Annotated in this window: 5 protein-coding genes and 1 tRNA gene; 2 read left to right on the top strand and 4 right to left on the bottom strand. The window is 61.8% G+C overall.

Going from position 1 to position 5,550, the window contains the following annotated elements; translation table 11 throughout:
- The 3 genes from EN964_RS22615 to chvE all read right to left on the bottom strand — a co-directional run.
- On the bottom strand, positions 1-1,067 hold a 1,067-nt coding region (locus tag EN964_RS22615; RefSeq protein WP_164775934.1), incomplete at its 3' end, for a sugar ABC transporter permease.
- Positions 1,064-2,596 (bottom strand): multiple monosaccharide ABC transporter ATP-binding protein, encoded by a 1,533-nt coding sequence (mmsA, locus tag EN964_RS22610; RefSeq protein ID WP_127266708.1) that lies wholly within the window; start codon positions 2,594-2,596, stop codon positions 1,064-1,066. The genes EN964_RS22615 and mmsA, both read right to left, overlap by 4 nt.
- A 121-nt stretch (positions 2,597-2,717) precedes the next feature.
- Positions 2,718-3,788 (bottom strand): multiple monosaccharide ABC transporter substrate-binding protein, encoded by a 1,071-nt coding sequence (gene chvE / locus EN964_RS22605; RefSeq protein WP_127266709.1) that lies wholly within the window; start codon positions 3,786-3,788, stop codon positions 2,718-2,720.
- Between the two features lie 313 nt (positions 3,789-4,101).
- Between chvE and EN964_RS22600 the strand changes: the two genes are divergently transcribed.
- Together EN964_RS22600 and EN964_RS22595 are read left to right on the top strand one after the other, a co-directional pair.
- Positions 4,102-5,091: a LysR family transcriptional regulator gene (locus EN964_RS22600; RefSeq protein ID WP_127266710.1), complete on the top strand. Its 990-nt coding sequence runs from the start codon at positions 4,102-4,104 to the stop codon at positions 5,089-5,091.
- A 130-nt stretch (positions 5,092-5,221) separates the two neighbouring features.
- Positions 5,222-5,458, top strand: a complete 237-nt coding sequence (locus EN964_RS22595; RefSeq protein ID WP_127266711.1) for a hypothetical protein — start codon at positions 5,222-5,224, stop codon at positions 5,456-5,458.
- Positions 5,459-5,460: 2 nt separating this feature from the next.
- Here the strand turns inward: EN964_RS22595 and EN964_RS22590 are convergent.
- Positions 5,461-5,534 (bottom strand) — tRNA-Gly (locus EN964_RS22590).
- Positions 5,535-5,550: the final 16 nt, after the last annotated feature.

The raw sequence follows: 5,550 nt of genomic DNA, 5'->3' as shown, positions 1-5,550 counted from the left end.
CCGAGGCCCGGGGCCGGCACCGCCTGTCCCAGTCGCGCCGCGATGATCAGGCCGCCGAGCGCCGACAGCACGCCCATATTGATGAACACCATCAGCGTCAGCCGCTCGGTGTTGATGCCTGAAAGCTGCGCGGCCTTGGAATTGCCGCCCATGGCATAGATACGGCGGCCGATGGTCATGCGCTTGGTGACGAAGACGAACAGCGAGATCAGCACGCCCATGACGAGCAGCACCACCGGCAGGCCCCTGTAGCTGGCGAACTGGTAGACCAGGAACAGCGCCAGCGCGCTGCCGACCAGCGTCTTGACGACGAACAGGGCAAAGGGCTCGGCCTCATAGCCATGGCGTTCGCGCTTGCGGCGCGTCCTCACCCCGAAATAGGCGTAGGCCAGAACAGCGATCAGGCCCAGCACGATCGTCGTCATGTGCAGCGTCAGGCCGCTGCCCATGATGGTCTTGCCGGCCGCGTTCACTGTTGGCGGGATCAGCGTCAGCGGGCCGATGACATCCGGGATGAAGCCGGAGCTGAGCGCCTTGAAGCCATCGGGTAGCGGCCCCACCGAGGATCCGCCGCCCAGCAGGGCCTGGCAGATGCCGCGGAAGATCAGCATGCCGGCCAGCGTGACGATGAAGCTCGGTATTCGGTGATAGGCGATCCAATAGCCTTGCGCCGCACCGATCGCGCCGCCCACGATCAGGCAGATGATCGAAACCACCAGCGGGTTGCTGAACGGACCAAGCGGCCAGATGACCATCATCATCGCCGCCAAGGCGCCGATGAAGCCAGCGACCGAGCCAACGCTTAGATCGATATGGCCGGAGACGATCACCAGCAGCATGCCCAGCGCCATCACGATGATGAACGAGTTCTGCTGCACCAGGTTGCTCAGGTTCACCGGCTTGAACAGCGTTCCGTTCGTGGTGAACTGGAAGAACACCATGATGGCGATCAGCGCCAGGATCAGGCCGTATTCGCGCAGGTTCGTCGTCAGCGCCGAGACGGCAATGCGTGGGCGCTGCTCTTCGGCGACGTTGCCCTGCGGGGCGGGGGCGCTTTCGGTGCTCATGCTGCTTTTCCTTCTCCACGAACGATGGCGCGCATTATTTTTTCCTGGCTTGCTTCCGCGGCGGGCATTTCGCCCACGATGCGCCCTTCGTTCATGACGTAGATGCGGTCGGTGATGCCAAGCAATTCCGGCATTTCCGACGAGATGACGACGATCGCCTTACCCTCAGCCGCGAGACGGGCGATGATCGTATAGATTTCGTACTTGGCGCCGACATCGATGCCGCGCGTCGGCTCGTCGAGGATCAGCACGTCCGGGTCGGCGAACAGCCATTTCGACAACACCACTTTCTGCTGGTTGCCGCCGGAGAGATTGCCGGTCATCTGATAGACGCTGGAAGCGCGGATATTGGTCTTCTTGCGATAGTCGTTGGCAACGGCGAGCTCGCGCATGTCGTCGATCACGCTGTGGCGCGAGACGCCGCCAAGATTGGCCAGCGTGATGTTGTGCTTGATATGGTCGATGAGGTTGAGACCGTAGGTCTTGCGGTCCTCTGTGACGTAGGCGATGCCGTGTTGGACCGCCTTGCTCACCGAGGAAACGTCGACCGGCTTGCCCTTGAGCAGCACCTCGCCGGAGATGCGGCGGCCGTAGGAGCGGCCGAACAGGCTCATGGCGAATTCGGTGCGGCCAGCGCCCATCAGCCCGGCAATGCCCACCACTTCGCCCTTGCGCACGTTGATGTCGATGCCCTTGATCACCTGCCGCTCGGCATGGATCGGGTGATAGACCGACCAGTTCTTCACTTCGAACACGACCTCGCCGATGTCAGGCTCGCGCGGCGGATAGCGGTCGTCGAGTGAGCGGCCGACCATCGAAGTGATGATGCGGTCTTCAGAGATGTCCTTCTTGGCCAGCGTCTCGATGGTGCGCCCGTCACGGATCACCGTCACCTTGTCTGCGACCCGGTTCACCTCGTTGAGCTTGTGCGAGATCAGGATCGAGGTCATGCCCTGCCGCTTGAATTCGAGCAGAAGGTCGAGCAGCGCCTGGCTGTCCTTTTCGCTGAGCGACGCCGTCGGCTCGTCGAGGATCAGGAGCTTGACTTCCTTGCTCAACGCCTTGGCGATCTCGACCAGCTGCTGCTTGCCGACGCCGATATTGGTGATCAGCGTCTTGGGGTCCTCCTTGAGGCCCACCTTCTTCAACAGGGCGCTGGTGCGCGCCTCGTTGGAATTCCAGTCGATGATGCCGTATCTGGCGTGCTCGTTGCCGAGGAAGATGTTTTCGGCGATCGACAGCATCGGCACCAGCGCAAGTTCCTGGTGGATGATGACGATGCCCTTGCGCTCGCTGTCATGGATGCCTTTGAACTGGCATTCCCCGCCGTTAAAGATGATCTGGCCGTCATAGGTTCCTGAGGGATAGACGCCCGACAGCACCTTCATCAGCGTCGACTTGCCGGCGCCGTTCTCGCCGACCACGGCATGAATCTCGCCTTCCTCGACGCTGAGGTTGACGTTCGACAGCGCCTTCACGCCGGGGAACGTCTTGGTGATGTCGCGCATCTCCAAAATCGTCGAGGCCATGGGACAACCGCTCCTTGAGAGGTCGGCAAACATTGCCGGCGAGGTCGGCGACAATACCGGGCTCGCTGGTGAACGAAAAGGGGCCCTGCGTTGCGCAGGACCCCTGACTTTGGAACCGGGGTTACTTCAGTTCGTCGGCCTTGATGTAGCCGGAGTCGACGACCAGTGCCTGGTAGTTCGACTTGTCGACCTCATGCGGCGTCAACAGGATCGAGGGAACGACCTTGACGTCGTTGTTGTAGGTCTTTTCATCGAGGCCGTCCGGCTTGCCGCCCGAGAGCACCTTGTCGACGAGTTCGACGGTGGCCTTGGCCAGTTCGCGGGTGTCCTTGAACACGGTCGAGTACTGCTCGCCCGTGATGATAAGCTTGACCGAAGCGGTCTCGGCGTCCTGGCCGGTCACGATCGGCCAGGGCTGTGCGTCCGTGCCGTAGCCGACGGCGCGCAGCGAGGCGGTGATGCCGCGCGACAGGCCGTCATAGGGCGAAAGAACGCCATCGACGCGGCTGCCGTCCGAATAGTTGGCCGACAGCAGATTGTCCATGCGCGCCTGGGCAGTGGCGGCGAGCCAACGCAGCGTGCCGACCTTGTCCATGCCGGTCTGGCCGGACTTGATCTTGATCGAGCCGTCGTCGATCAGCGGCTGCAGGACGGAGATCGCGCCGTCGTAGAAGAAAAAGGCGTTGTTGTCGTCGGGCGAGCCGCCGAACAGTTCGACGTTCCACGGCTTGGTGTTCGGGAAGCGCTCCTTGAGGCCCTTGACCAGCGAATTCGCCTGGATCACGCCGACGCCGAAATTGTCGAAGGTGGTGTAGTAGTCGACATTGGCGGTCTTCTTGATCAGGCGGTCATAGGCGACGACGACGACGCCCGCGTCAGCGGCCTTCTGCAGAGCATCCGACAGGGTGGTGCCGTCGATCGAAGCAATGATCAGCGCCTTCGGGCCTTTGGTGATTTCGTTTTCCAGCTGGCTGAGCTGGTTGGGGATGTCGTCCTGCGCGTATTGCAGGTCGACGGTGTAGCCGAGAGCCTCGAGCTGGGACTTGACGGCGTCGCCATCATTGATCCAGCGCTGCGAGGTCTTGGTCGGCATCAGCACGCCGACAAGACCCTTGTCGGCTGCGTGCGCCGAGTAGGTCATGGCAGCGATGCCAAGGGCCGCGACGGCGGCCAGTGTCTTGATGATTTTCACTTTAACTCTCCCTGTTTGATGGACGCGGCACCCCGGGGGTCGCGGGCCGCGCAATCGTGCAGAAGCGCCAAGGGCACTGCTGCCGTCATATCGATCTCCGGTATCCTCCCATGGCCCCGAGACGCTGATTCAATCGATACGATTTTTCTCGTCAGCGACCGTCACGTCTTGGAACGCGCGGAGGGTGTGGGTCTTTGCCATAACTGTCAAATGCGATCTTTGATGGTTGCTATATCATGGTTGGTATATGTATTGGGACGTGACGGGCTGACTCCAAGGTCGGCCTTACACGAGCAGAAGGCAGGGAAAAGCGATGGCGCGGCCCGGGAATCCGACAACAGCTTCAAATGGTTACAGAGAAGCACGGGGCGATGGCGAAACCCTGCTGCGCAGCGGTCTCAGTCTGCGTCACATGCGCATGATCGTCGCGCTAGACGACCACAGCCGGGTCAGCGCGGCAGCCCAGGTTCTGAACATTTCGCAGCCGGCGGCCTCGCGCATGATCGCAGAGATGGAGGCGGTGCTGGAGGTCAAGCTGTGCGAGAGGCTGCCGCGCGGTATCACCTTGACGCCATACGGCAAGGCTTTGGCCAGGCGGGCGCGCTCGATCCTGCTGGAGATGCGCGAGGTGGACCGCGAGATTTCCGAACTCAAGGCGGGCAAGGGTGGTTCGGTTTTCCTGGGTGCCGTGACCGCGCCGGCAATCGAGCTGGCGGTGCCGGCGATTCGTGAAATCCGCCGCATCTATCCGCGCATCGAGATCACCATGCAGGTCGAGACCTCCAATGTGCTGGCACGCGAGCTGATCGCCACGCGCCATGACTTCATCATCGCGCGCATCCCGGACGACCTCAATCCGCGGCTGTTCGAGTCGCGCGTCATCGGCGTCGAGAAGGCCTGCCTGATCGTGCGCCGGGGCCATCCGCTCACCAAGGGCGAGGCGGTGCGGCTGGAAGAGACCGCCGCCTATGACTGGGTCTTCCAGTCTGGCGGCTCGCCCTTGCGCCAGGCGATGGAGAGCAACTTCCTCAACCGCAACATCGCTTTGCCGGACCGTATCCTGAACACCAGTTCGCTGCTCCTGACCCTGGTCATGGTCGCGCAATCCGATGCCATCGCACCGGTCTCTGTCCAGGTGGCGAAATTCATCCAGAACCCTGACGGGCTGGCCGGCGCCATCGACGTCGTCCAGACCGAATTCGACATCGAGGTCAGGCCCTACAGCCTGATCACGGTCAGGAATCGCGCACTGTCGCCGGCCGCCAAGATGCTGCACGACTTCATTCTGAGGGAAGTGGGATGATGGCTCGCTCGGGTAAGGTTGTCCGGCGAAAGCACCGCCAGGCCGAGGCCGGCGAAAGCGAGCTGGGAACATTATTTCCCGCCGATGCGTTCATGATCTTGCAAGGGGCGATTTCTTCTGGAGGCTGAACATGCGCAGCTTCGAAATCATCGATCTGCTTTGCGTGATCGAGGCCTGCAAGCACGATCGATCGGTCGGGAATTTCGTTTCCATGGCTGAAGGCGTTGAAGAATTGCGGGTGTTGACCGGCGATTTCGTTTCATCGGATGACGTGGCGGCAAACGCCCTCGCAACGGTGGCGCTTGCGCGAGGCTGCTCGGTTGTGTTCGACGAACAGGCAGGCGCTGAAATGGTTCTGACGCCTTAGACTGGAGCGGGTAGAGGGAATCGAACCCTCGCGTTCAGCTTGGGAAGCTGACAAGCTACCATTACATCATACCCGCGTGCGCCCTCGTTACC

This window comes from Mesorhizobium sp. M7A.F.Ca.CA.001.10.2.1 (genome assembly GCF_003998575.1).
In the GTDB taxonomy this organism is placed as follows: Bacteria; Pseudomonadota; Alphaproteobacteria; order Rhizobiales; family Rhizobiaceae; genus Mesorhizobium.
This window is presented reverse-complemented; position numbering and strand designations above follow the sequence as displayed.

Excerpts from the sequence above, each read along its gene's own strand:
- mmsA (WP_127266708.1), bottom strand. The coding sequence starts at position 2,596 with ATGGCCTCGACGATTTTGGAGATGCGCGACATCACCAAGACGTTCCCC.
- EN964_RS22600 (WP_127266710.1), top strand. The coding sequence starts at position 4,102 with ATGGCGCGGCCCGGGAATCCGACAACAGCTTCAAATGGTTACAGAGAA.
- EN964_RS22595 (WP_127266711.1), top strand. The coding sequence starts at position 5,222 with ATGCGCAGCTTCGAAATCATCGATCTGCTTTGCGTGATCGAGGCCTGC.